Here is a 23,341-nt window from a genome sequence, read left to right as displayed (position 1 = left end):
AATCCGAGACCGAGCCTGAAGCCGAGATGCCGCGGAGTACTGGATCATCCGCTTCCGCGGATGATGACGGCCCAAACTATTTCATCTTGCTGGTGAACTTCTTCACCGCCACACGGAACTCTTCGCTGTGCATGCAGTCGATGATGGCGTCGCGCTCGGCATCGAGCTGCTGTTCGATCGGGGTCGTCGGCGCCCGATGGATCAGTGCCTTGGTGGCTGCGAGCCCGGCTGGAGCGTTTTGCGCCAGGCGTTGCGCCAGCTCACGGGTGGCGGCTTTCAGTTCGGCCGCCGGAACCACCTTGGCGAGCAGGCCCCAATCATAAGCCTGTGCCGCCGAAAAGCTGTCTTCCGCGAGGAAGATCTGCAAGGCGCGCCGCGTGCCGACGCTCGCCGCAAGGCCGACGGTTCCGCCGCCGTCCGGCGACACGCCAAGTTTTGAATAGGCTGGCGTGAAGCGGGCGTCTTCAGTGGCGATACAGAGGTCCGCCACGAAAGCGAGCGACATTCCGGCGCCGGCAGCCGAGCCATGCACGCTTGCCAGCACGATCTTCGGCATCCGCCGCAGCGTCGTGATGAAGGCGTGGTAGTGCTGCAGCAACTCGCCGACCACGGGCGCAATGGTATCGGTCGCCGCCGCGGCGCCGATGGTTTGCAGATCGCCGCCGGCACAGAATGCGCGGCCTTCACCTTCGATCACGAGCACCCGAATATCATCGGACGCCTCGACCTCGGCGCTGAGCTGTTCCAGTTTTTTGGCGATGGAAAGATCGATCGAGTTGAACGCGGTTGGCCGATTGAGCGTGATGGTCGCAATCGGGCCTTCGATCCTGAGCAGGGCCGGATCGTCGGGCAGGGAGGTGGTGGCGGGTATCGGCATGGGGATAGCCCTGAAGAACGTCGCTGGTCATTTAAATAGCAGAAGGGAAGAGGTGACAATCCCCGGCCAAGTCTGCAGAATATGGACAAACGGCCGGGCGGCTCACCGCATTGCAACAGCCGGAAGCGGGAGGGTTCGTGATGAGCATGGAAGCGACAGTCGACCGTCCGGTCTCCACCATCGATCCCTTTTCCCACGCGTTCCTGAGCGATCCCTATCCACACCATGAGGCGATGCGCGAAGCGGGGCCGGTGGTTTGGCTGGAACATTACGGCATCTGGGCGATGGCGCGACATCAGGAAGTTCGCGACGCGCTGACCGACTGGCAGACCTACTGCTCCGGAGCCGGCGTGGGTTTGAGCGACTTCCGCAAGGAACCGCCCTGGCGTCCGCCGAGCATCATCCTCGAAGCCGACCCGCCGTTGCACACGCGCACCCGCGCGGTGCTGACGCGCATCCTGTCGCCCGCGGCCATCAACATCCTGCGCGAGACGTTCGCGCGCGAGGCGGAAGCGCTGGTCGACCGTCTGCTGGAGCAGCGGGAGTTCGACGGCGTAGCCGATCTGGCCGAGGCTTACCCGCTGAAAGTGTTTCCGGACGCGGTCGGCATTTCCGAGGAGGGGCGCGAGAATCTGCTGCCTTACGGCAGCATGGTGTTCAACTCGTTCGGCCCGCGCAATGATCTGTTCGACAAGGCCATGGCCAACGCCGGGCCGGTGCGCGACTGGATCATGTCGAAATGCAGCCGTGCGGCGCTGGCGCCCAGCGGATTGGGCATGCGGATATTCGAAGCCGTCGACGCTGGTGAATTGTCCGAAGCCGAAGCCGGCATGCTGGTGCGCTCGTTCCTTTCGGCCGGTATCGACACCACCGTCTATGGGCTTGGCAACGCGCTATATTGCTTTGCGAGCAATCCCGAACAATGGACCATCCTTCGTGAGAGCCCGAACCTGATCCGCGGCTCGTTTGAAGAGGTGTTGCGGTTCGAAGCGCCGGTGCAGACCTTCTTCCGCACCACGACCAAAGCTGTGGACGTGGGCGGCGTGCATATCGGCGATGGCGAGAAAGTGCTGCTGTTTCTCGCGGCCGCCAACCGCGATCCACGGCGCTGGGACAAGCCTGACACCTTTGACGTCAGGCGCCGCGCGACCGGACACATGACGTTCGGCACCGGCATTCATGGCTGCGTCGGGCAGGCGGTGGCGCGGCTTGAAAGCGAGGCGATTTTTGGCGCTCTCGCCAGGCGCGTCGCCTCGTTCGAGATGACCGGCCAGCCGGAGCGGCGGCTGAACAATACGCTGCGCGGGCTCGACACCTTGCCGCTTCGCGTTGTACCGGTCTGACGGAATGGCGAAGCAACCTGTTTTAATTGTCGGCGCAGGGCACGCGGGCTTTCAGCTCGCGGCATCGTTGCGGCAAGCGGGGTATGGCGAACCGGTCTGCCTGATCAACGACGAGAGCCATCTGCCGTACCAGCGGCCGCCGCTGTCCAAGGCCTATCTGAAAGGCGGCGGCGCTCCGGACAGCCTGATGTTTCGTCCGGACAAATTCTATCGCGACCAGAACATCGAATTGATCGCCGACCGTGCTGTCGCGATCGATCGTGCCACGCGCCGGCTGCTGCTCGCCTCCGGCTCGTCGCTCGATTATGAGCATCTGGTACTGGCGACCGGTGCGCGTAATCGTTTGCTTGATATCCCGAACGCCAATCTTGAAGCCGTGCGCTATCTGCGGACGCTCGACGAAAGCGAAGCATTGCGGCAGTGGCTTGTGCCGGGCCAGCGGGTGGTGGTGATCGGCGCGGGGTTTATCGGGCTGGAATTCGCCGCCACGGCTCGCGCCAAAGGCCTCGACGTGGATGTGCTCGAACTCGGTACGCGCGTCATGGCGCGCGCGGTGACCGCGGAAATCTCGGAATTCTTTCAAGACCGGCACACCGCAGCGGGCATCCGGCTTTATCTGGGTGTGCAGGCCACCAGCATCGAGGGCCACGACGGCAAAGTGACAGGTGTGAGCCTCAGCGACGGCCGGCATGTGGCCGCCGATCTGGTCGTGGTCGGCGTTGGCGTCCTGCCCAATGTCGAACTGGCAGCGGAGGCTGGCCTGCCGGTCGCCTCTGGCATCATCGTCGACGAGCAGTTGCTGACTTCGGATTCGAATATCTCGGCGATCGGCGACTGCGCGCTGTACGCAAGCCAGCGTTTTGGCGGGTCGCTTCGGCTCGAGTCCGTGCAGAATGCCACCGATCATGCAAAATGTGTCGCGGCGCGGCTGACCGGTGACGCAAAACATTATGACGGGCTGCCCTGGTTCTGGAGCGATCAGGGCAGCGACAAGCTTCAGATCGCCGGCCTGACCACCGGATATGATCGCGTCGCGGTGCGCGGCGACCGGGAGCAGGGCGCGTTTTCCGCGTTCTGCTATAGGTCAGAGCAACTCGTCGGCATCGAGTCGGTCAATCGTGCCGGCGATCACATGTTCGGACGGCGTTTGCTCGCTGCCAACGGCTCGATTACGCCGGAGCAGGCGGCGGACATCAGCTTCGATCTAAAGAGCGCGTTGAGTTGAAGATTAGCTAAACAGATCCGTAGGGTGGGCAAAGCGCAGCGTGCCCACCAAATCCAATCGCACAAGAAATGGTGGGCACGGCGCGAGTGCGCCTCTGCCCACCCTACGAAGCTGTCCGTAAAATTTGTCGTCCCGGAGAACGCGGGTGTCCATACGCCGTGAACCATCATTAAGGCACCTTGGCAGACGTCTTGCACGATCAACAAACGCCGGTGACTATGGGTCCCGGCGTGCGCCGGGACGACGCGTGGAGATGGCCGTCTCGACTTCCGATATCGTTGGCATCGACGGCGCAGCGCCCATTCGCTGCACGCAGATCGACGCTGCAACGTTGGCGTAATTCAGCGCATCGCTAATAGGATTCCCCGTCGCCAGTTGCGCCGCCACCGCGCCGACAAAACAATCGCCCGCACCGGTGGTGTCGACAGCCTCGACGGCGAGGCCCGAAATAATCAGCGGTTTTCCATCCACCAGCGCGACCACGCCTCGCTTGCCTAACGTCACGCAGACGATCTTGTCTTTGCCGCCTCGCAAAGACCTAGCGGCTTCGATGAAGCGCGTGTGATCGTCGGTGTCGCGGAGTTCAGTCTTTGAGAGAAGACCGAGCTCGCTCTCATTGAGGATGAGAATATCGACGAGATCGAGCATTTCAGCGTCGAATTCGATCGCCGGCGCTGGATTGAGGATGGTTGTAGCGCCCACGGCGCGAGCCCGTTTAAAGAACGCGCTGATGGTGGGGAGCGGAATCTCGAACTGGCTGACGGCGATGTCGCCTTTTGCCAATAAGGGGGCCGCAACATCGGTGACGCCAACAAGCGCGTTCGCGCCGGGAATGACGACGATGGTGTTGTCGGCCTTGGCGATGGTGATGATGGCGGTTCCGGTCTGCGCTCCGGAAGTTTCCTGCACGAAGCTCAGGTCTATCTCCTGGGTGGCAAGAAACGCCTTCAGCTCGCGGCCGAACGCATCCTGGCCGAGCCGGCCGATCAGTGTTGTCGGCGCGCCGAGCTTTGCCGCCGATACCGCCTGGTTCGCGCCCTTGCCTCCGGGAAAATAAAGCACCTGCTGTCCGGCGATGGTCTCGCCGATCCGCGGGTGCCGGTCGGCGGTCGCCACCACATCCATGTTGATGCTGCCGGCAACGAAAACGCGGCCCATACCTGATCCCAAGATTTTCTAGTCCCAAAATTCCTTCTTGCGCCCGATTTGAAACTCCTGCTTGACGGCTTCGATATCGGCGAGCGTCGGCAATCCGGCCTCGTTGCCGAGCCGCTGGATCTTGTAGGTCGATGCAGCGCGCGCGAATTCGAAATGGTCGTGCCAGCTTTTGCCGGGATTGTTGAGATATGAAAACACATAAGCGCCATGAAATACGTCCCCGGCGCCGTTAGTATCGAGCACGCGCTCACGCGCAATCGGGAGCGCGGGCATGGTACGAACCGTGCCCGTCTCGTCGTACCAGACCAGGCCTTTTTCACCCTGGGTGATGCCGCCGACCCGGCAGCCCCGGCTCTTGAGATAATCCAGCATCTTGTCCGGCGTCAGATCCATCTGCTCGCACAGCCGCTCGGCGACGATAGCGATATCGATAAACTCAAGAAGCTCGTGGGTGTTGGTCCGCAGGCCGCCGCCGTCGAGCGAGGTCAGGATGCCGGCCTCGCGACACAGCTTGGCATAATGGATTGCGGCGTCCGGCTGATGACCGTCGACATGCAGCGCACGGCAGCCCTTGAGATTGAGCATGGGAAAGGGATGGATATGTTCGTCGTCGCGGCAACGCACGATGGCGCGCTTGCCATCCTTCGGCATGATGAAGGACAGTGACGAGGAATTGACTTTGCGCGGATGGATCGAGATCCCGTATTTCGCGCTCATGTCCTGAAACATCCGTCCGAGCCAGTCATTGGCCACGGTGGCGATCAGATCCGGCACGATTCCGAGCTTGGCACAGCAAAAAGCCGCTGTGACCGCATTGCCGCCGAACGAGACCGCGTAGGCGGATGCGACGTGCTTTTCGTCGCCGGTCGGCATGTGGTCGGTGATGAAGGTGACGTCGATATAGGTTTGTCCGATGAAGAGAGCCTGCATTCGTTTTCCGTCGTGGCTGATGGGTGGTCCCGGCCGCGGACATACATTAGCACCGCTTATGCCAGATCATTCGCTAAAATTATTCGCAACCGGACCGTTGGCGAGATAACCTTGGGGCAGACTACGATGTCCCCGGCGTCGGGCCTCCGATCTAACGGCCTGCGTCCGTTCCGGGTTCCGGACAGCGAGACCAAAGAGGGTGAATGATGACTGTCTATTCCGGTCCGGTGTTCGACATGGCAGTGAACCAGTTCGGGGTGATTGCCAATTACCTTGAAATTCCGATGGACGAGCGTGATCGCTTGCTGTTGCCCAAGCGTGCGATCACGGTTTCCTGTCCGATCCATCGCGACGACGGCTCAGTCGCGGTATTCGAGGGATATCGCGTTCAGCATCACCTCACGCTTGGTCCCACCAAGGGCGGTACGCGGTTTTCTCCCAGCGTCGATATCGGCGAAGTGGCCGCACTGGCGATCTGGATGAGCTGGAAATGCGCGTTGGTCGGTCTGCCCTATGGCGGCGCCAAGGGCGGGGTGAATGTCGATCTCTCCACCATCTCCAAACGCGAGCTGGAAGCGCTGTCGCGGCGCTATATGCAGGAGATGATTCCGTTCGTCGGGCCGCATACCGACGTGATGGCACCCGACATGGGCACCAACGAGCAGGTGATGGCCTGGTTCATGGACACCTATTCGATGTATCAGGGACAGACCGTGACCGAGATCGTTACCGGCAAGCCGGTAGCCTCCGGCGGCACCCTGGGCCGGCGCGAAGCCACCGGCCGTGGCGTCGCCTATCTCGCCGGGCGGGTGATGAGAGAATTGTCGATCGATACCAACAATGCCACGGCGGTGGTCCAGGGGTTCGGCAATGTCGGTTCCTATGCCGCGTTCGGATTGCATCAGTTCGGCCTCAAGGTGATCGCGGTCAGCGATCACACCGGCGCGCTTCATGATTCGGCCGGCCTCGACATTCCCGCCTTGATGCGGCACGCCACCACCCATGGCAGCATCGCCGGCTTTTCCAGCCAGTTGCAGTTCGATCCTGCGCAGATCCTGACTCTGCCCTGCGACGTTCTGGTGCCGGCGGCGATGGAGCGCGTGATCGACGCGCGCGTCGCGGAAAACCTGAAGTGCCGAATATTGGCGGAAGGCGCCAATGGCCCGACCACGCCGGACGCCGATCTGGTACTGGACAAGCGCCGGGATGAAGTCTTTCTCATTCCGGACATCCTCTGCAACTCCGGGGGCGTTGTCGTCAGCTATTTCGAATGGGTGCAGGATCTGCAGCAATTGTTTTGGGAAGAGGAGGAAGTGACGCGGCGCGAATATCACATCCTCGATCGCGCTTTTGAACTGATGCTCACGCGCGCCAGGACGGATGGTGTTTCCCACCGTACCGCGGCGATGGCGATCGGCGTGGAGAAGGTCCGCGCGGCCAAGAATACCCGAGGACTTTTCCCTTGATCACCGGGCTCGATCACGTCGTCGTCCTCGTCAGCGACATCGAGGCTGCTGGAGCGGCTTATCAGACACTGTTTGCGCAGGCGCCATCCTGGAAGAGCACGGGCGACGGCGCCGACCGCGTGCTGTTCACGCTCGACAATATGACGTTGGAGCTGATGGCCCCCAGCGGCGACGGCACGAGCGCTGATCGGATTCGCGCGGTTCTTGCGCAGCAGGGCGAGGGGTTGGCAAGTATCTGCTTCCGCACCGATGATATTTCGAAAATGCATCGCCGGCTGGACCGGCTGACGCTCAAGCCGGAACCGATCGCGGAAGCCAACAGCCGCGACGCTACCACCGGCGCCACGCTGTCGTGGAAGCGGACTCGTGCCGCGACCGACATGACACGCGGCGTGCGGATGTTTTTTCTTGAACTGGAAAATGAGCGCCCGCATTCCGTGCCGACGGCGTCGTCGCCAATGGTTGCAATGGATCATGTGGTGGTCGGCACGGCTGATCCCGAACGCGCCGCCGCACTCTATGGCGCGCGGCTTGGGCTCAATATGGCGCTTGACCGGTCGCATCCGGATTGGGGCCGGCTGATGTTCTTCCGCTGCGGCGATCTCATCGTCGAAGTGGCGCACCGGCCGGGCAAAGACGCGGCTGACACGCCGGACAGGCTGCGGGGTATTTGCTGGCGTGTTACCGATATCGAGGCGACACGGGCCCGACTCGTTGCAGCAGGCGTCGATGTTTCGGAGCCGCGCAAAGGCCGCAAGCCGGGCACCCGGGTGATGACGGTGCGCGATGGTACCTGCGGCGTTGCCACGCTGCTGGTAGAGCGGACGCCTCGGCCCGATAACGATCGCTAGAGTCCGATTCAGCATCGCTGAATCGAACTCGTCGCTTTATATTTTTTGGCATGATCTTTGCCGAAAACCGGTTTCCACTTTTCGGGATCATGCCCTAGGCATCCACGCCGATGACGTCCGCGACATTCCTGACGCCGTCGCGCGCCAGCAATTGCGAAAGTCCGGCTGTGATCGTGCGTACGACGCCGGGGCCGTGGTAGATCAGCGCGGTCAGCAGTTGCACCAGCGATGCGCCCGCGCGGATTTTGGCATACGCATCTTCGGCCGTGGACACGCCGCCGGCGCCGATCAGCACGTGGCGTTTGCGATCCATGCGTTTGAAGGTCTCGCGGATGCAGAAGTCGGCAAGTGCTGCCGCCGGTGGACCGGACACGGCGCCCGGCATCGCGCGCCAGATTTGCTCAGGGGTGCGCAACCCCTCGGGCTTGACCGGCGGCAGGTTGAACATGAAGCCGGCGACGAAATCCCGGCCGTCGGCCGCGGCCAGCACACGTTCGATCGCCTCGATACCGCCGAGCGGAGACACTTTCAGGAACACCGGCAGCCGCGGTCGGGTTTCACCGAGCGCCGTGAGGCAGGCATCGAGATGACCCGCGTCGGCAAAGAAATCGCGGCCGTCTACGGTGTTCGGGCACGACAGGTTCAGCATCAAATAATCCGCGTGCGGCGCCATGGCTTTGGCAGCCGCGGCGTATTCGCCGATGATCTGGTCCGCATTCAAGGGAGCCGCACCGGGCCCGCGATTGGTAACCACAAGGTTGATCCCCAGCGGCACCGGCAGGCGCATTCTATCCAAACGTTCGGCGATTGCATCGACGCCATCGTTCGGCAGCCCGTAATAGACGACGATGGCTTCGTCGTCGGGCAAGCGCCACAGCCGGGGTTTTGGGTTGCCGGCGGACGGGTCGATGGAGATCGAACCGATCTCGACAGAGCCAAAGCCAAGACCGGCGAGCGCTGGGATCGCCGAGCCGCTCTTGTCGAAGCCGGCGGCAAGCCCGATCGGGCTGGGGAAATGCAGGCCGTCAACGTTGGTTGCAAGCCGCTCGTCGTCGATGTGGGTGGTGCTTCGCATCGCGTTCGCGGCCCAGCCGAGATGCGAACCAGCCGCAATCGCGAGATGATGCGCGGCTTCGGGATCGAGCTGGAACGCGAGCGGACGAATAAGGGTCGAGTAGATCGTCATGGTGGATCATAAACACGTTGATGGCCGCATCGCCAGGCGGCGGAAGGTTGATGGTCGCCTGCCAGCGAGACGGCCAGGGGACATGATTCATTCTCAAACCGGGCCTTGCATGCTACATGCGAAGTCCTGTGCCGATGTTTTTTAAGAGAATGACAGGTCTTTACTGTGGCCAAGGCAAAACGAATTTTGAAATGGCAGCGCGATCCCGAGGGCATGCGGCTTCGCATCCTTGAGGCCGCCAAGCAGGAATTTGCCACGCATGGCCTTGCGGGCGCCCGTGTCGACCGGATCGCGGTCAAGGCCGGCGCCAACAAGCGCATGCTGTATTATCACGTCGGCAAGAAGGACGATCTCTATCTCGCGGTGCTCGAAGGCGCCTATGAGCAGATCAGGGTGGAGGAGCGCGGTCTCGATCTGGAACATCTCGATCCGCCGGAAGCGATCGAGCGGTTGATCAGTTTCACCTGGAATTATTTCATCCGCAATCCGGAATTTCTGGCACTGCTGAACACTGAAAATCTGGCGCGGGCGCGCCATTTGAAGCGATCGACCAAGGTCAAATCGATGCATTCGCCGTTCGTCGAGATGATCCGCACCGTGGTGCGGCGCGGCGTCGAAAGCGGCGACTTCCTGGTTTCGGTCGATCCGGTGCAGCTCTACATTTCGATCGCGGCGTTGAGTTTTTTCTATCTCTCCAACAGCGCGACCTTGAGCGTGATTTTTGGCCGCGATCTCTTGGCGAAAGAGGCCAGGGACGAGCGCCTCGAGCACATGGTGGCTTTGGTGCTGGCGGCCTTGACCGGAAAATCGACGGCCATTTTCGGCAGGAACAAAGCGCCAAAACTGCGTGCTTCGGCACATCATACCGCTTGAAACAAACGGGCCCCGGGGCGGTCCGGGTTAGACGAAAGGCCGCAAATTCGCCGATTGGAAAAGGCTAGACAGTATTTATCCAACGGGTTAATTCTGACTGGAAAGCGGCCTGCACAGGAGAGGAAATTGGCGGAATCACAGAGCGCCGGAAGCGTGTCGAAAGCGCTGAACGCTGCGTGGATTCGCCCGTTTTTGTTCCTGATTTTCATCGTCGTTGCCTGGGATCTGGCGATCCGGCTGTTCCGGATTCCGGCCTACCAGGTACCTGCGCCCGCCGATGTCGTTGTGGTGCTGTGGCAGGATTGGCCGGAATTGTTGCGGCAGGCGTGGCCGACGACCTACGCAACACTCGGCGGCTTCCTGTTGTCGGCTGCGTTCGGCATTCCGATCGCCATGCTGATTGCGGGATCAAAGACGGTGGAAAGCTACGTCTATCCGCTCTTGGTGTTCTCGCAATCGGTGCCGAAAGTCGCGATCGCGCCGCTGTTCGTGGTCTGGTTCGGCTTCGGCATCGTTCCTAAGGTTATTTCGGCGTTTCTGCTGGGGTTTTTCCCAGTGGTGGTATCAGCCGTGCAGGGCTTTAAATCGGTCGATCCTGATATGGTCGATCTCGCGCGCGCGATGCAGGGCAGCCGGTTCCAGGTATTCTGCGCCGTCAACCTGCCGCATGCGATGCCGTCGATTTTTTCCGGCTTGAAAGTCTCGGTGACGCTGGCCGTGGTCGGTGCTGTCGTCGGCGAATTCGTCGGTTCCAATTCCGGCATTGGCTATGTGCTGCAGCGCTCGATCGGCACGTTTGATCTGCCAACCATGTTCGCGGCGCTGGTGATCCTGGCGCTGCTCGGTGTCGTCTTGTTCTGGATCGTCGACCGGATCGAACGCTTTGTGATTCCCTGGCATGTCAGCCAGCGCGAGGACATCATTTTCGCCGCCTGAGCGGCGGGACATAAACAGCGGCCTATCCAAAGGCTGAAACAAAACACGAAGGGGAGGACGAGATGGTGCGGTTTGTGACGGCGTTTTCTGCAGCATTGATCTGGACGGCGCTCGCGGCGGCTCCCGCAGCCGCGGCGGACAAGGTCGTGCTGATGCTGAACTGGTATGTCTATGGCGAGCACGCGCCGTTCTATTATGGCAAGGCCAAAGGCATCTACGCCGCCGAGAATATCGATCTCGAAATTCAGGAAGGCCGGGGCTCTGCCGCGACCACGCAGGCCGTCGCGGCCAAGACGGCCGACTTTGGCTATGTCGATGTGCCCACCATGATGCGCGCGACGGTGAAGGGTGCACCGATCATCGCCACCGGCGTGTTGCTGCAGACCAGCCCGATGTCGGTGATGGGTTTGGCCGACAAGAACATTCGCAAGCCGGCGGATATCAAAGGCAAGACCGTGGCGATCACGCCGGCGGATTCGATGACGCAGATCTGGCCGCTGTTCCTCAAGAAGACCGGCCTGAAGGAAAGCGACTTCAACACCGTCGCCGGCGACGGCCAGACCAAGCTGAACGCCGTGATCAACGGACAGGCGGACCTGCTGCTGGGCTACGTGATGGACCAGTCGATGAAGATCAAGGACGCCACCGGCAAGGACGTCTATCCGATCAAGTTCGCTGACTACGGCATCAACATGGTTTCTTCCGGCCTCGTCGCCAACACCGACTACGTCAAGGCGAACGCCGATCTGGTCAAGCGCTTCATGTCGGCGACCACCAAGGCCGTCGAAGCCGCCGAGAAGGATCCAAAGGGTGCGGCGCAGTCGATCCTCGATGCCAACCCGAAGGGTGGCAAGATCGACACCCTCACGCAGGGCTTTGAACTGACGATCCCGCTCTACCGCACGCCGGAGACCAAGGACAAGCGGCCGTTCCAGGTGACCGATCAGAACATGACCGACAGCGTCAACCTGATGGTCGAGTATGGCGGTCTCGATGCCAAGGCCAAGGACAATCCAAAGGCGTTTTATACCAATGACTATCTGCCGAAATAGGGTCGCTCGTCATTGCGAGCACAGCGAAGCAATCCAGAAAGCCAGAAAAAAGTCTGGATTGCTTCGTCGCTTCGCTCCTCGCAATGACGGCCCTAGAAACGGCTTTCGAATGGACTGGACGAAATGAATCCGGCGATAAAGACAACCAGCGCAGTCCCATCGGGCGCGCATCTGCGCGTGGTGTCGGACCGTACTGCTGACCCCACCTCGGGGATTCAGCTTTCCGGCGTATCCAAAACCTATCGTTCGCGCGATGGCGACGTGCCGTCGTTGCGTCCATTGGATTTCCATATCAACGCGGGCGAATTCTTTGTCGTGGTCGGACCGTCCGGTTGCGGCAAATCCACGCTGCTCAAAATGATCTCCGGCCTGCTGCCGCCTTCGACCGGCGAGATTCTGGTCGAGGGCGAACAGGTGACGAGCCCGCACGGCAATGTCGGGATCGTGTTCCAGAACGCGTTGCTGCTGCCGTGGCGGAATATTCTTTCCAACGTCATGCTGCCGATCGACATGAAGCGGTTGCCGCGCGACGAATATCTGCCGCGCGCAAAAGCGCTGCTGAAGCTGGTTGGCCTCGAGGGCTTCGAGAAAAAGCTTCCCTGGCAATTATCCGGTGGCATGCAACAGCGCGCGTCGATCTGCCGGGCCCTGGTGCACGATCCCAAGATCATGCTGATGGATGAGCCGTTCGGCGCGCTCGATGCCATGACGCGCGAGCGCATGAATGTCGAGCTGATGCGGATTCAGCGCGAAACCGGCAAGACCGTGCTGCTGATCACGCATTCGATTCCGGAAGCCGTATTCCTTGCCGATCGCGTGCTCGTGATGACCGAGCGGCCCGGTGCGATCGCCGCGATTTACGACGTGCCGCTGCCGCGGCCGCGTTCGCTCGATGTCATGGCGGATCCGGTGTTCACCGAGCTGGTGCAGCGGATCCGCAAGCATTTCTTCACCCAGGGCGTGCTGGATTAAGGCTGAACACCATGCCGCTTCGTTTGGCCGTGCGGGATATCGCATTTTTTGAGCGGCCGGTTCGCTTTGTCAGGCCGTTCCGGTTCGGTGCCGTGGTCATCAACGCGGCATCGCAGGCGTTCGTGCGCGTCGAGATCGAGGTGGAAGGCAAGGGCACGTCGGTGGGCGCCAGCGCCGAAATGCTGGTGCCGAAATGGTTCGACAAGCGTCCGCAGCTTACGCCGGAAGAGACCGTGACCGAGCTGCGCCGCTCGCTAATGATCGCGCGCGAGCTCTATCTGGTTCGTTCCGGCTTTGACACGGCCTTCGGATTGCATGCCTGTCGCGTCGCGGCGCAGACAGAGGCTTGTGCGAAGGAAGATATCCCGCCGCTTGCTGCCGCCTATGGTCCTGCTGAAATCGACAAGGCGATCCTGGATGCGCTACTGCGCAGCGCCGGCGTCAATTTCTTCGACGGCATGATGGGGAATATTGCGGGGATCGATGCGGGTTTGTCGCCCGACCTGCAGGACGGCGACCTCGCGCAATTTCTTGCGGGCCGCAAGCGGCTGGAGCGCGTCGCCATCCGGCACACCGTTGGTCTCGATGACCAGGTCGAGGGAGTGGGCGGCGTTGCCGATGCCAGGGAGAATACCGGCGCACGCTATTTCAAGCTGAAGCTCAACGGCGATCCCGAAGCCGATGTCGCGCGGCTGATCCGCATCGGCAGGCAACTGGCCACGCTTTCCCGCGATTATCACGTCTCGCTGGATGCCAATGAGCAATATGCCGATCTCACGGCGCTTGGCGCGCTGGTCGATCGTCTTGACCGCGACAGCGCGCTGAAGCCGATCGCGGCAAAACTGCTCTATATCGAGCAGCCGATGCCGCGCGATATCACCAGGCAATCGCCGCTGGGCGAGCTCTCCCGCCGCGATTTCATCATCGATGAGGCGGACGATTCCTATGATGCCTTCCCCGCGGCGCGTGCGCTCGGCTATCGCGGCATCTCTTCCAAATCATGCAAGGGAATCTACAAGTCGGTCGTCAACGCGACGCGAGCTGCGAAGTGGAGCGGTAAGGGCGAAAAATTCTTCGTCACCGGCGAGGACCTGACCTGTCAGGCCGGTCTCGGCGTGCAGCAGGATCTCGCGCTTGGCGCGCTGATCGGCGTCACCCACGCCGAGCGCAATGGTCATCATTATGTCGATGGCTTTGGCGATGCGCCCGCCATAGAGGCACAGGCGTTTCTCGCCGCCCATCCCGATCTCTATGTCAGCGACGGCAACTCGGTCCGGCTGTCGGTCCACGACGGCGATCTACTCACGGGATCGCTGACGGCGCCGGGCTTCGCCTCATCAGTCCACCCGAATTGGTCGGCGCTATCAGCCCTGCCACAACCAAAAGCAAGAACAAAGGAGCAAGCAATATGACGACGCAACGTCTCGGCGTGATCATGAACGGTGTCACCGGCCGCATGGGACTGAACCAGCATCTGATCCGTTCGATCGTCGCTATTCGCGACCAGGGTGGCGTGCTGCTCGGCAATGGCGACCGGATGATGCCGGACCCGATCCTGGTGGGCCGCGACGCCGACAAGGTCGAGCGTCTTGCCAAGCGATTCAACGTCCAGCGCTGGACCACCGACCTCGACAAGGCGCTGACCGACAAGAATGACACCATCTTCTTTGACGCCGCGACCACGCAGGCGCGCCCGACGCTGCTGACGAAGGCGATCAACGCCGGCAAGCACGTCTATTGCGAGAAGCCGATCGCGACCAATCTCGACGAGGCCGTGGCGGTGCTGAGGCTTGCCAACGCCAAGGGCGTCAAGCATGGCACCGTGCAGGACAAGCTGTTCCTGCCGGGTCTGAAGAAGCTGGCGTTCCTGCGCGATTCCGGTTTCTTCGGCCGGATGCTCTCGGTGCGTGGCGAGTTCGGTTACTGGGTGTTCGAAGGCGGCTGGCAGGAGGCGCAGCGGCCGTCCTGGAATTATCGCAGCGAAGATGGCGGTGGCATCATTCTTGATATGGTCTGCCACTGGCGCTACGTGCTCGACAATCTGTTCGGCGAGGTCGAAAGCGTGAGCTGCACCGGCACCACCGATATTCCGGAGCGTTTTGACGAGAAGAACAAGAAGTACACCGCGACCGCGGACGATTCCGCTTACGCGACCTTCCGCCTCAAGGGTGGCGTGATCGCGCATATCAATATGTCCTGGGTGACGCGGGTTTATCGCGACGATCTCGTCACCTTCCAGGTCGACGGCACCCACGGTTCGGCGGTCGCCGGCCTCACCGAGTGCATGATTCAAGCGCGGCAAGCGACGCCGCGCCCGGTGTGGAATCCCGACGAAAAGCGCATGCACGATTTCTATGCCGATTGGCAGAAGCTGCCGGAGAACGTCGTCTACGACAACGGCTTCAAGGAGCAGTGGGAAATGTTCATCCGTCATGTCTGCGAGGACGCACCCTACAAGTATACGCTGCTGGAAGGCGCCAAGGGCGTGCAGCTTGCGGAATGCGCGCTGCAAAGCTGGCGCGAACGGCGCTGGATCGATGTCGCTCCGATCAAGGTGTGAGGGAATCACGACCATGAACAAACCGGTTTTGCCTGTCTCGTCGTATCAGCTGAAATTGCCGACCGCCGATCGTGGAATCGAGACCTATCGCCTCGCGGCGTCGCGGACGTTTCCTTCAAAACTGCAGGGCACGCTCAATCGCGTGGCGTTCTCTGCGGCGCATGTGGTGGCGGATCCGCTTGCCGACGCCGACCCGTGGCTGACAGCCGCCGTCGACTGGGACCGGACGATCGCCTTTCGCGAGCATATCTGGGACCTCGGTCTCGGCGTGGCCGAGGCGATGGACACCGCTCAGCGCGGCATGGGATTGGACTGGCCAACCTCGCTGGAGTTGATCAGGCGTTCGGTCGCGGCAGCCAAGGCAAGGGGCAATGCGCTGGTATTTTCCGGCGCGGGCACCGATCATCTCGCGGTGGAAGATGCCAAGAGCGTCGACGACGTGATCCGGGCCTATGAGGAACAGATCGCGGCGGTCGAAAAGGCCGGCGGCAGGATCATCCTGATGGCGTCGCGGGCGCTGGCAAAGCTTGGCCGCAATGCCGATGATTACGCCAAGGTCTACAACCGCGTGTTGTCGCAGGTGGCGCAGCCCGTGATTATCCATTGGCTCGGCGACATGTTCGACTCGGCATTGGCGAATTACTGGGGGACATCGAACCTGGATGAAGCCATGGATACCGCCGTCGGCATCATCAACGCGAATGCCGCCAAGGTGGACGGCGTCAAGGTCTCGCTGCTCGACAAGCAGCGTGAGATCGATATGCGCCGCCGGCTCGATGAGAACGTCAAGATGTATACCGGTGACGATTTCAACTATGCCGAACTGATCGCCGGCGATGCGCAAGGCTTCTCGCATGCGTTGCTGGGCATCTTCGACGCCATCGCGCCGGCAGCATCCTACGCGCTGTCGCGGCTGGCGGCGGGCGACGAGGCCGGTTTCCGCGACGTGCTCGAGCGGACCGTGCCGCTGTCGCGCCATATCTTCAAGGCGCCGACCCGGTTCTACAAGACCGGCGTGGTGTTCATGGCTTATCTCAACGGCCATCAGGATCATTTCACCATGGTCGGCGGGCAGGAGAGCGCGCGCTCGACGCTGCATCTGGCTGAACTGTTCCGTCTTGCGGACAAAGCGGGACTTCTCGCCAATCCTGAATTGGCGACGCGACGGATGCAGGCGGTCCTTGCGCTACGTGGCATCGAAAGCTGATGCGGGATTTCTCTTCTGATCATCGCTGGCTGTCGCTGAATACGGCGACGGTCCGCAAGCAGGGCGATCTTGCGCAGATCATCGACGCCTGTGCGCGGCACGGCATCCGTGCCATCGATCCCTGGCGCGACCAGGTGGCAGCTATCGGCCTCGACCGCGCGGCCCGCGTGGTGCGCGATGCCGGGCTCGAACTGTCGGGCTATTGCCGTGGCGGGATGTTTACCTCAGATGCCGCACGTCGCTCCGAGGTGCGCGATGATAACCGTCGTGCGATCGATGAGGCCAAGGCGCTCGGCGCGCCCTGCATCGTGCTCGTGGTTGGCGGGTTGCCGCAATATTCGCGGCCGGGAAGCGATGCTTCAAAGGATATCGTGGCCGCCCGCGCGCAGGTCGACGATGCCATCGCCGAGATGTTGGACTACGCAAAACAGGCCAACATGCCGCTGGCGATCGAGCCGCTGCATCCGGCCTATGCCGCCGACCGGGCCTGTGTGAATACGACCAGGCAAGCGCTCGATATTTGCGACCGGCTGGATCCGCAACGCACCGGGGCATTGGGGGTCGCGCTCGACGTCTATCACATCTGGTGGGATCCGGAGCTGTTGCCGCAGATCGCTCGCGCCGGCAAGGAGCGGTTGCTGGCGTTCCACGTCTGCGACTGGCTGGTGCCGACCAAGGATATTCTCAACGACCGCGGCATGATGGGCGACGGCGTGATCGATATCAAATCGGCACGCCGCGCAGTCGAAGCGCAGGGCTTCGCCGGTTACTCCGAGATCGAGATTTTCTCCAACGACTGGTGGGCCAGGCCGATGGATGAGGTCTTGCAGACCTGCATCGGGCGGCACCGGTCGGTGGTTTAGAGTTTAGAGCGTTTTCGAGCGAAGTGGATACCGGTTCGCGTGAAGAAAACGCGTCAAATCAAAGGTTAGAGCCTCGGTTCTGATTCAATCAGAACCGAAAAGGCGCTCACTCGATCACTTCGTCGGCAAGCGCCAGCAATGTCGGCGGAATCTCGATGCCGATGCTCTTGGCGGTTTTCAGATTGAGCGCAAACGGATACAGGGTCGGCTGCTCGAACGGCAGGTCAGCCGGCTTTGCGCCCTGGAAGACGCGGGCAACCAGCGCCGATGCACGCTCGAACGACTCCGTTAAATCGGGTCCGTAGGACATCAGACCGCCGTCCCGAACGATGAAGTCGTATTCATAGATCGCCGGCAATTTCTTGGCGACGGCGAATTCAAATACGCGCTTGCGATTGAGATTGGTCAGCGCGTCGGCGACCATCAGGATGGCATCCGGCCTATCGTTGTTCATGACCTCAAACGCCTCGTTGAAATCATCCGGCTCGCGGACGCCGACCGCCTGCACCGAAATTCCAATGGACTCGGCAACACTCGCTGAGGCCTGGTAGCGTAGCGTCATGCCCAGATCATCCTTGTTCCAGAGCATCGCCACCTTCCGAAGTTTCGGCGACAGTTCCTTCAGCAACGACAGACGCTTGGTCGTGAGCGCGGCCGCCACGTCCGAAATGCCGGTGATGTTGCCACCGGGATGGGCCAGGCTGTCGATCAGCTTGGTCTCGACGGGATCGCCGAGGCCGGTCGCCCCGATGATTGGAACACCGAGCGGCTTTGCGGCCAGCGCGGACGGAAAGCCGACGACCAGGATGGCATCAGTGCCGCTGGCTTTCAATTCCTGCAGCACTCCTGGAATTTTTGCGTTATCGCCCATCGAACTGCGGGCGTCGTAAGTCAGGTTTTGTCCGAGTATGTAACCGTGCTGCGCCAGCGTCTTGATGATAATCTTTCCGAATGGGCTGGCCTCGGTCATCGGCGCCACCGGGTGGAGCGTGCCGAGGTGGTAGGTCTTGCCCGGCGTTTGCGTGAAAGCGGCCCGAGGGTACGCCAACGCCGCGCCGCCAAGCATGGCCATGAACTCACGCCGCTTCATACTGGAATCCCTTCAGCCATTGGGCGTTTCGAGGACTGCAATAGCACGGGTTCACGCGTAAAGGCAGTTGATCGTGGAAGGGATCGCTTTTGCACCCTAGCGGACCTCGCACGGCACGCTCAAAAATCCGCGAAAGCGAACGCGCCCACCCCGAACCGGTGCGCCATTCAGCGCATAGCCGGGAAAGCGCGCTAAAAATCGTGAGATCGCGATGGCGCCTTCCAGCCGCGCCAGCGCCATCCCGGCGCATTGGTGCGGGCCGGTGGCAAAGGCCAGATGCCGGTTCGGCGTGCGGCCGATATCGAGCCCCTCGGGGTCTGCGAATTGCGCGGGATCGCGATTGGCGGCGCCGATGCACAGCGTTATCGGCGTCCCCGCGGGTAGCGCGACGCCGCCAAGTTCGACCGGTTCGGTCGTCATGCGATTGCCGAGCTGGTTCGAGCTTTCGAACCTCAGGATTTCCTCGACCGCGGTTTTGATCAAATCAGGATTTTCGATCAGCCGCTGCTTCTGCGCGGGATGGCCCGATAGCGCCACCAATCCGTTGCCGATCAGGTTGGTGGTGGTCTCATGTCCGGCATTGAGCAGGAAGATGCAGTTATGCAGCAATTCCTTTGAGGTCAGCCGCTCGCCATTGTCTTCACCCTGAATGAGCCGCGTCAACACGTCGCGTTCCGGATTGCCCGGTTCGGCCCGTCGCCGCTCGACCAGGATTTCCAGATAGGCGAGAAAATCCTTCACGGCGTTGTTGCCGCGCGCAAAAGCGTCAGGCCCGATCACCGGCTCCAGCGCGCCCAGGATCGCCAGCGACCAGTCGCGCAATGGCTCGCGCTCTTCGTGGGGCACATCAAGCAGATTGCCGATCACTTCAACGGGGATCGCGGATGCAAAATCGGCGATCAGTTCGACATTGCCTTTCGCAGCGAGGGCATCGAGCAGCCGATCCACCAGCGCGATCAGATAGGGCTCCATCTCCGCGATCGCGCGGGGCGACAGCGCGCCCATGATCAGCCGGCGCACGCGGGTGTGCGCGGGCGGATCGTTGAAAACGAGGCTGGTGGTGTGGTGTTCATAGAGCAGCGAATCGCCGTATTTCGGCGCGAACTCCTTCCTCTTGTCGGAACTGAAGAGTTTCGTGCTTTTGTAGGCGCTGACCAGGTCGTCATAGCGCGTCAGAAAATAGGAGCCGTTCGGCAGCCGTTTGACCGGTTCATGCTCCCGCAGTGCACGATAGGTCGGATAGGGGTCGGCATAGAACGCCGGGGTCAGTTTCTCGAGGTCGAAACTGGCCGCGAGTTCTGTCGCATTTGTATTCATGCTGCCATACTCTTTATGCGGGCCGATATGCCGTTTTCGCTCTTTCCGAAACCGCGGCGCCGTCTACAGTCCCGCACCGAAATACAGTCTCGTCAACCGACTGGAAATGAAAATGCACGCTCGCGCCGACACGGCTTCCGAAACCCTGCCTACCTGGCCGGACGATATTTTTACGATTTTGCAGCGGTTCGACGTCCGCCAAGTGCCCTATGTGCCGGATGCCGGACATTCGCAGCTGATCGAGCGCGTGCTGGCCACCCCCTCGATGCGGGCGGTGCCGCTGACCACGGAAGAAGAGGGCGTGGCGCTGCTGGCCGGGGCCTGGGCCGGCGGCCAGCGCGGCGCGCTGCTGATGCAGTCGAGCGGCGTCGGCAATTGCATCAACATGCTGTCATTGACCCAAGTGCTCCGCTTTCCGTTCCTGACGCTGGTGACGATGCGCGGCGAATGGGGCGAATTCAATCCCTGGCAGGTGCCGATGGGATCAAGCACGCAGGCCGTGTTCGAATTATCCGGGATCAAGGTGCTGCGGGCCTCACATCCCGATGAAGTACGCGAGGTCGTCGAGGCCGGGGCAGGGCAGGCTTATAACGCCTGTACGCCAACTGCCGTTTTGCTGTCGCAGCGTCTGATCGGTGCAAAGGTTTTCGTGAAATGAGCAAGGCTAATCTTCTCGAACGGCGCAGCGTTGTTTCCAGCCTGCTGGCCAAGCGCAAGGATGCCGTGGTGGTCGGCGGATTGGGCGCTTCGACCTACGATATCGCCGCGGCCGGTGACCACGATCGCAACTTCTATCTGTGGGGCGCCATGGGCGGCGCGGTCATGATCGGACTTGGCGTGGCTCTGGCACAACCCAAGCTGCCGGTGATCGTGATCACAGGCGACGGCGAGATGCTGATGGGCATCGGGAGTCTCGCGACCGTTGGTCTGCAAAAGCCCAAGAATCTCACGATCGTCGTGCTCGACAACGAGCGCTACGGCGAGACCGGCGGACAGGCGAGCCACACCGCCGCTACCGTTGATCTGGTCGGCGCTGCCAAGGCATGCGGCATATCTGACGTCCGGGCGATCGCCACCATGGCCGAGATCGAGGCCTTTGCCTCTGCAATCCAGGACGTTTCCGCCGGGCCGCGCTTTGCCAGCGTCAAGATCGATGGCGCCAATCTCGAGCGGGTGCTCGCCAATCGCGACGGCACCTTTCTCGTGAATCGCATCCGCGGCGCGCTGGGATTCAACGCGATCTAGCCCAGCCTTTTTCAGCCCAAGCCTGGTTTCGAGCGAAAGCAAGCGTCGGGCTTGACGCGGGCCGGCTACCGGCTCGCGCGCGGAAAACGTGTTAAATCAAAGACTTATAGAATCGGCTTGCTTCAACTCGGGCCGGGCGGGTGCCGCATCGTGCGTGGTGCGTTGCAATGAATTATTGACATTTGGTAAGGTGAGTGATTACTCACGTGCCTATGTCTACCTTGCGCATGACCAGCGACCTGCGGCGGCAACTCATTCTGGGTGCAGCCAAGCGTTGCTTTGCCCGCAACGGTTTTGCGGGCACCACGACCAAGAGCGTCGCGGCGGCCGCCGCGATCTCGGAAGGACTGCTGTTCAAGCATTTTCCGTCCAAAGCGGCGCTCTACGCCGAAATCCTCGCAGAGGAGTGCGAGGCCGATCCACATCTGGCCCATCTCCTCGGACAGGAGCCCTCGACCGGGACGCTCGTCGAACTGGTCAAAGGCATGGTCCGGCACTTCATGCAAATATCGGATGGGCCGGATGAAGAGGAAGCGCAACGCCTGCGGCTGATGACCACCAGTCATCTCGACGATGGCGAATTCGCAAGGATACTGTATGCGAAGGTCGGGAATCTGATCGGGCCGATATTTACTAACTCGCTGGATCGCGCCGTGGCGGCCGGCGAAGCGTCGCGTATCGGGAGCGAGCCGCTGAATCTGTTCTGGTTCGCGCACCACACGGTGCTGATGGCGGCGTTAACGAGACTTCCGGTTATCCCCTGTCTCGCTTACGGCAATGTCGCCGATCTCGAACGGCAGCTTTGTGAATTCATTCTCCGCGGAATTGGGCTCAACGAAACCGCGATTGTCTCGCATCTGGATCGCCAATTGTCACGGGATCCAGGGCAATCGGTAATTGCAGAAAGTGCATGACATGAATATTGCGACCGAAGCCCATATCGCGGGCAAGCCGATCGTCGAAAAACCGCGTGCGCGTCCGGTTCGGATGGTGCGCTGGTTCATCATTGTTGGACTGTTGCTCGCGTTGCTGGTGGGGGCGCTGGTCGGTTTCAACGCCTTCCGCGACCACGCGATCAAGCAGTTCTTTGCCGGCAACAAGCCGCCTCCGACATCGGTCGCGATCGCCGAGGCCAAGTCCGAAGTGATTCCGAACCTGTTGACGGCGGTCGGTGACCTCGCTGCCGTGCACCAGGTGAACGTCACCTCTGATGTCAGCGGGCGCATCATCGATATCATGTTTACCGCAGGTTCCACCGTAAAGTCCGGAAGCCCGCTGGTGCAATTGTTCGACGCTCCCGATCAGGGCGATCTCGCGAACTTCAAGGCGCAGGCCGTCGTCGCGCAACTGTCGCTGGATCGCGCCAAGCAGCTTGCGGCGCGTCAGTTCGGTCCGCAGGCAACCGTCGATCAGGCACAGGCGACCTATGACCAGGCCAATGCGGGTATCGCCAAAACCGAGGCACTGATCTCGCAAAAGCTGGTGCGGGCCCCGTTCGACGGCGAGCTTGGCGTTCGTCACGTCGAGGTCGGCCAGTTCCTCACCGCCGGTACGCAGATCGTGACGTTGACGGATTTGTCGATGCTCTACGCCAATTTCACGGTGACGGAGAAGCAGAGCGCGCAACTCAAGGTCGGTCAGACCGTGCGCGTGGCGGTCGACGCCTATCCCGGCCGCACGTTCGAAGGAAAAATCACCGCGATCGAGCCTCAGATCTCAACTGATACGCGCAACATCCATGTTCAGGCGACGATCGAGAATCCCGATCACATCCTGAAACCTGGGATGTTCGCGACCACGACGGTGGTGCTGCCCGACAACCTGCCGGTCATCACCGTTCCCGAAACAGCTGTCGATTATACGCTGTATGGCGACTCCGTTTTTGTTCTGACCGAGAAGACGGGGGATGACGGCAAGACCAGCCTGACCGCCGTGCGCACCTTCGTGCGTACCGGCAACCGGATTGACGGAAGAGCCGAAATCGTCAGCGGAGTGAAGCCCGGTGACCGGGTGGTCGCCGTGGGCCAGCTCAAGCTGCAATCGGGAGCGGCGGTATCGATCTCAACTGATCAGCCGCCGCCGATTCCGGCAAATCCGCCGCGTTACTGAGCATGATCCGGAAAACCGGGAACCGGTTTTCCGCTCAAACATAAAGAGATGAGATCATGATCCGATCTAATCGGATCATGA

General features: G+C 61.4%; 22 protein-coding genes. 16 read left to right on the top strand and 6 right to left on the bottom strand.

Going from position 1 to position 23,341, the window contains the following annotated elements; translation table 11 throughout:
- Positions 1 to 76: 76 nt before the first annotated feature.
- Positions 77 to 871 carry an enoyl-CoA hydratase/isomerase family protein gene (locus BLV09_RS13285; RefSeq protein WP_167559070.1) on the bottom strand — a complete coding sequence of 265 codons (795 nt, stop codon included), beginning with the start codon at positions 869 to 871 and terminating at the stop codon, positions 77 to 79.
- 146 nt (positions 872 to 1,017) lie between these two features.
- Here BLV09_RS13285 and BLV09_RS13280 point away from each other — a divergent pair, with 146 nt between their 5' ends.
- Together BLV09_RS13280 and BLV09_RS13275 are read left to right on the top strand one after the other, a co-directional pair.
- Entirely contained in the window at positions 1,018 to 2,220 is a 1,203-nt protein-coding gene (locus BLV09_RS13280) for a cytochrome P450 (protein WP_146687633.1), read from the top strand.
- 4 nt (positions 2,221 to 2,224) lie between these two features.
- Positions 2,225 to 3,445 carry an NAD(P)/FAD-dependent oxidoreductase gene (locus BLV09_RS13275; RefSeq protein ID WP_146687632.1) on the top strand — a complete coding sequence of 407 codons (1,221 nt, stop codon included), beginning with the start codon at positions 2,225 to 2,227 and terminating at the stop codon, positions 3,443 to 3,445.
- A 216-nt stretch (positions 3,446 to 3,661) separates the two neighbouring features.
- Here BLV09_RS13275 and BLV09_RS13265 read toward each other — a convergent pair whose 3' ends face one another.
- Both BLV09_RS13265 and BLV09_RS13260 read right to left on the bottom strand, forming a co-directional pair.
- The gene (locus tag BLV09_RS13265) at positions 3,662 to 4,603 is read right to left on the bottom strand and encodes a ribokinase (RefSeq protein WP_146687631.1); all 942 of its coding nucleotides are present in this window, start codon (positions 4,601 to 4,603) and stop codon (positions 3,662 to 3,664) included.
- Positions 4,604 to 4,621: 18 nt separating this feature from the next.
- The gene (locus tag BLV09_RS13260) at positions 4,622 to 5,533 is read right to left on the bottom strand and encodes a sugar kinase (protein ID WP_146687630.1); all 912 of its coding nucleotides are present in this window, start codon (positions 5,531 to 5,533) and stop codon (positions 4,622 to 4,624) included.
- A gap of 206 nt (positions 5,534 to 5,739) precedes the next feature.
- On the opposite strand from BLV09_RS13260, the gene BLV09_RS13255 reads away from it, so the two are divergent.
- Positions 5,740 to 6,999 (top strand): Glu/Leu/Phe/Val family dehydrogenase, encoded by a 1,260-nt coding sequence (locus BLV09_RS13255; protein WP_146691100.1) that lies wholly within the window; start codon positions 5,740 to 5,742, stop codon positions 6,997 to 6,999.
- Positions 6,996 to 7,850, top strand: coding sequence for a VOC family protein (locus BLV09_RS13250; protein ID WP_146687629.1), 855 nt, complete (start codon positions 6,996 to 6,998; stop codon positions 7,848 to 7,850). Before BLV09_RS13255 ends, BLV09_RS13250 begins: the two co-directional genes overlap by 4 nt.
- 94 nt (positions 7,851 to 7,944) lie before the next feature.
- Here BLV09_RS13250 and BLV09_RS13245 read toward each other — a convergent pair whose 3' ends face one another.
- On the bottom strand, positions 7,945 to 9,036 hold the full coding sequence (locus BLV09_RS13245; protein ID WP_146687628.1) for a quinone-dependent dihydroorotate dehydrogenase: 1,092 nt from the start codon (positions 9,034 to 9,036) through the stop codon (positions 7,945 to 7,947).
- A 165-nt stretch (positions 9,037 to 9,201) separates the two neighbouring features.
- Between BLV09_RS13245 and BLV09_RS13240 the strand changes: the two genes are divergently transcribed.
- From BLV09_RS13240 to BLV09_RS13205, 8 genes are all read left to right on the top strand, one after another.
- Positions 9,202 to 9,909 carry a TetR/AcrR family transcriptional regulator gene (locus tag BLV09_RS13240; protein WP_174556538.1) on the top strand — a complete coding sequence of 236 codons (708 nt, stop codon included), beginning with the start codon at positions 9,202 to 9,204 and terminating at the stop codon, positions 9,907 to 9,909.
- A 126-nt stretch (positions 9,910 to 10,035) separates the two neighbouring features.
- Positions 10,036 to 10,845: an ABC transporter permease gene (locus tag BLV09_RS13235; RefSeq protein ID WP_146687626.1), complete on the top strand. Its 810-nt coding sequence runs from the start codon at positions 10,036 to 10,038 to the stop codon at positions 10,843 to 10,845.
- Positions 10,846 to 10,907: 62 nt separating this feature from the next.
- Positions 10,908 to 11,897, top strand: a complete 990-nt coding sequence (locus BLV09_RS13230; protein WP_146687625.1) for an ABC transporter substrate-binding protein — start codon at positions 10,908 to 10,910, stop codon at positions 11,895 to 11,897.
- 123 nt (positions 11,898 to 12,020) lie between these two features.
- On the top strand, positions 12,021 to 12,869 hold the full coding sequence (locus BLV09_RS13225; RefSeq protein WP_146687624.1) for an ABC transporter ATP-binding protein: 849 nt from the start codon (positions 12,021 to 12,023) through the stop codon (positions 12,867 to 12,869).
- Positions 12,870 to 12,880: 11 nt separating this feature from the next.
- A complete protein-coding gene (locus BLV09_RS13220; RefSeq protein ID WP_146687623.1) occupies positions 12,881 to 14,281 on the top strand; it encodes a hypothetical protein in 1,401 nt (466 codons plus the stop codon).
- Positions 14,278 to 15,429: a Gfo/Idh/MocA family protein gene (locus tag BLV09_RS13215; RefSeq protein WP_146687622.1), complete on the top strand. Its 1,152-nt coding sequence runs from the start codon at positions 14,278 to 14,280 to the stop codon at positions 15,427 to 15,429. Before BLV09_RS13220 ends, BLV09_RS13215 begins: the two co-directional genes overlap by 4 nt.
- Before the next feature lie 13 nt (positions 15,430 to 15,442).
- The gene (locus BLV09_RS13210; RefSeq protein ID WP_146687621.1) at positions 15,443 to 16,636 is read left to right on the top strand and encodes a dihydrodipicolinate synthase family protein; all 1,194 of its coding nucleotides are present in this window, start codon (positions 15,443 to 15,445) and stop codon (positions 16,634 to 16,636) included.
- A complete protein-coding gene (locus BLV09_RS13205) occupies positions 16,636 to 17,499 on the top strand; it encodes a sugar phosphate isomerase/epimerase family protein (protein WP_146687620.1) in 864 nt (287 codons plus the stop codon). Before BLV09_RS13210 ends, BLV09_RS13205 begins: the two co-directional genes overlap by 1 nt.
- 106 nt (positions 17,500 to 17,605) lie before the next feature.
- On the opposite strand, the gene BLV09_RS13200 is transcribed toward BLV09_RS13205, so the two are convergent.
- Both BLV09_RS13200 and BLV09_RS13195 read right to left on the bottom strand, forming a co-directional pair.
- Complete coding sequence (locus tag BLV09_RS13200) at positions 17,606 to 18,589, bottom strand: ABC transporter substrate-binding protein (protein ID WP_146687619.1); 984 nt, start codon at positions 18,587 to 18,589, stop codon at positions 17,606 to 17,608.
- Positions 18,590 to 18,685: 96 nt separating this feature from the next.
- Positions 18,686 to 19,906 (bottom strand): cytochrome P450, encoded by a 1,221-nt coding sequence (locus BLV09_RS13195; RefSeq protein ID WP_146687618.1) that lies wholly within the window; start codon positions 19,904 to 19,906, stop codon positions 18,686 to 18,688.
- Between the two features lie 112 nt (positions 19,907 to 20,018).
- Here BLV09_RS13195 and BLV09_RS13190 point away from each other — a divergent pair, with 112 nt between their 5' ends.
- The 4 genes from BLV09_RS13190 (at position 20,019) to BLV09_RS13175 (ending at position 23,260) form a co-directional block, all read left to right on the top strand.
- Positions 20,019 to 20,564 (top strand): thiamine pyrophosphate-binding protein, encoded by a 546-nt coding sequence (locus tag BLV09_RS13190; RefSeq protein WP_100386716.1) that lies wholly within the window; start codon positions 20,019 to 20,021, stop codon positions 20,562 to 20,564.
- Positions 20,561 to 21,151 (top strand): thiamine pyrophosphate-dependent enzyme, encoded by a 591-nt coding sequence (locus BLV09_RS13185; RefSeq protein WP_100380640.1) that lies wholly within the window; start codon positions 20,561 to 20,563, stop codon positions 21,149 to 21,151. Before BLV09_RS13190 ends, BLV09_RS13185 begins: the two co-directional genes overlap by 4 nt.
- 212 nt (positions 21,152 to 21,363) lie before the next feature.
- A complete protein-coding gene (locus tag BLV09_RS13180) occupies positions 21,364 to 22,065 on the top strand; it encodes a TetR/AcrR family transcriptional regulator (protein WP_146691099.1) in 702 nt (233 codons plus the stop codon).
- Position 22,066: 1 nt separating this feature from the next.
- Positions 22,067 to 23,260 (top strand): efflux RND transporter periplasmic adaptor subunit, encoded by a 1,194-nt coding sequence (locus BLV09_RS13175; RefSeq protein WP_100380642.1) that lies wholly within the window; start codon positions 22,067 to 22,069, stop codon positions 23,258 to 23,260.
- Positions 23,261 to 23,341 lie beyond the last annotated feature (81 nt).

It is taken from the genome of Bradyrhizobium canariense (assembly GCF_900105125.1).
Classification (GTDB): Bacteria; Pseudomonadota; Alphaproteobacteria; order Rhizobiales; family Xanthobacteraceae; genus Bradyrhizobium; species Bradyrhizobium canariense_A.
The sequence above is the reverse complement of the archived record's forward strand: the minus strand, read 5'-3'. Positions and strand labels throughout refer to the sequence as shown.

What these genes read in the sequence shown, in the direction of transcription:
- BLV09_RS13280 (WP_146687633.1), top strand. Translation starts at nt 1,018, where the DNA reads ATGAGCATGGAAGCGACAGTCGACCGTCCGGTCTCCACCATCGATCCC.
- BLV09_RS13275 (WP_146687632.1), top strand. Translation starts at nt 2,225, where the DNA reads ATGGCGAAGCAACCTGTTTTAATTGTCGGCGCAGGGCACGCGGGCTTT.
- BLV09_RS13265 (WP_146687631.1), bottom strand. Translation starts at nt 4,603, where the DNA reads ATGGGCCGCGTTTTCGTTGCCGGCAGCATCAACATGGATGTGGTGGCG.
- BLV09_RS13260 (WP_146687630.1), bottom strand. Translation starts at nt 5,533, where the DNA reads ATGCAGGCTCTCTTCATCGGACAAACCTATATCGACGTCACCTTCATC.
- BLV09_RS13255 (WP_146691100.1), top strand. Translation starts at nt 5,740, where the DNA reads ATGACTGTCTATTCCGGTCCGGTGTTCGACATGGCAGTGAACCAGTTC.
- BLV09_RS13245 (WP_146687628.1), bottom strand. Translation starts at nt 9,036, where the DNA reads ATGACGATCTACTCGACCCTTATTCGTCCGCTCGCGTTCCAGCTCGAT.
- BLV09_RS13230 (WP_146687625.1), top strand. Translation starts at nt 10,908, where the DNA reads ATGGTGCGGTTTGTGACGGCGTTTTCTGCAGCATTGATCTGGACGGCG.
- BLV09_RS13225 (WP_146687624.1), top strand. Translation starts at nt 12,021, where the DNA reads ATGAATCCGGCGATAAAGACAACCAGCGCAGTCCCATCGGGCGCGCAT.
- BLV09_RS13220 (WP_146687623.1), top strand. Translation starts at nt 12,881, where the DNA reads ATGCCGCTTCGTTTGGCCGTGCGGGATATCGCATTTTTTGAGCGGCCG.
- BLV09_RS13215 (WP_146687622.1), top strand. Translation starts at nt 14,278, where the DNA reads ATGACGACGCAACGTCTCGGCGTGATCATGAACGGTGTCACCGGCCGC.
- BLV09_RS13210 (WP_146687621.1), top strand. Translation starts at nt 15,443, where the DNA reads ATGAACAAACCGGTTTTGCCTGTCTCGTCGTATCAGCTGAAATTGCCG.
- BLV09_RS13205 (WP_146687620.1), top strand. Translation starts at nt 16,636, where the DNA reads ATGCGGGATTTCTCTTCTGATCATCGCTGGCTGTCGCTGAATACGGCG.
- BLV09_RS13200 (WP_146687619.1), bottom strand. Translation starts at nt 18,589, where the DNA reads ATGAAGCGGCGTGAGTTCATGGCCATGCTTGGCGGCGCGGCGTTGGCG.
- BLV09_RS13195 (WP_146687618.1), bottom strand. Translation starts at nt 19,906, where the DNA reads ATGAATACAAATGCGACAGAACTCGCGGCCAGTTTCGACCTCGAGAAA.
- BLV09_RS13190 (WP_100386716.1), top strand. Translation starts at nt 20,019, where the DNA reads ATGCACGCTCGCGCCGACACGGCTTCCGAAACCCTGCCTACCTGGCCG.
- BLV09_RS13185 (WP_100380640.1), top strand. Translation starts at nt 20,561, where the DNA reads ATGAGCAAGGCTAATCTTCTCGAACGGCGCAGCGTTGTTTCCAGCCTG.
- BLV09_RS13180 (WP_146691099.1), top strand. Translation starts at nt 21,364, where the DNA reads ATGTCTACCTTGCGCATGACCAGCGACCTGCGGCGGCAACTCATTCTG.
- BLV09_RS13175 (WP_100380642.1), top strand. Translation starts at nt 22,067, where the DNA reads ATGAATATTGCGACCGAAGCCCATATCGCGGGCAAGCCGATCGTCGAA.